A 693-nucleotide genomic window follows, 5' to 3' on the forward strand; every position below is an offset into this window, starting at 1 on the left:
ATTTTGCCTGAAGAGCACAGGGGACGCTCTCTTCATTCAATTTAGCCTTACTTCTTCAGATCGTTAAGCGGGAGTTAAGGTTTGTTAATCAATACTGCACGTGGTGGTCTTGTGGATGAAGAGGCGCTGGTTACTGCCCTGAAACAGAGAAGGCTCGGTGGTGCGGGTTTCGATGTGCTCAGTGAAGAGCCGCCTGTAAATGGCAATGTGCTTTTGGATAGCGATGCACCGAACCTTATTGTGACGCCCCATTGCGCCTGGGCATCAAAGTCAGCTCGCCAGAAGCTGGTGAATATGGTGGCAGATAACCTGATCGCGTTCCGGACACGTTGATGTTTCAGTGCTTTGGCTGGACGTTGGCTTATTAAGGGACAGCTCTGTCGGATTCTGCTTTTCGTGCGCCCTGAAAGCGCCCTTCATGGCAAATGATATAAAAAGGTCTTTGCCGCAGCTGTTCTACCAGTGCTGTGATGATGGGGTCTTCTCCGGGTAATGAGTCCAACGCATATAGCAGCGCCATTCTTGATACAGAGTCCAACTTCGGCTGTTGGCACTCCAGAAAAGCGATCATAAACAAGCGGGTGATGGCTTTCTGGATTCTTTCCTCACCTGTGCGTATTCTGGCACAACTTGAACACCGATTCTGGTAACTCTTGAACACCCATTCTGGTAAGTCTTGAACACTGATTCTGG

2 protein-coding genes are annotated in these 693 nt (G+C 49.5%); one reads left to right on the forward strand and one right to left on the reverse strand.

Going from position 1 to position 693, the window contains the following annotated elements; all coding sequences use genetic code 11:
- Positions 1–81 precede the first annotated feature (81 nt).
- Positions 82–333 (forward strand): NAD(P)-dependent oxidoreductase, encoded by a 252-nt coding sequence (locus ABD892_RS10230; RefSeq protein ID WP_345195522.1) that lies wholly within the window; start codon positions 82–84, stop codon positions 331–333.
- A 31-nt stretch (positions 334–364) separates the two neighbouring features.
- Here ABD892_RS10230 and ABD892_RS10235 read toward each other — a convergent pair.
- On the reverse strand, positions 365–693 hold a 329-nt coding region (locus ABD892_RS10235; RefSeq protein WP_345195523.1), incomplete at its 5' end, for a hypothetical protein.

It is taken from the genome of Kistimonas scapharcae (assembly GCF_039540975.1).
Taxonomy (GTDB): Bacteria; Pseudomonadota; Gammaproteobacteria; order Pseudomonadales; family Endozoicomonadaceae; genus Kistimonas; species Kistimonas scapharcae.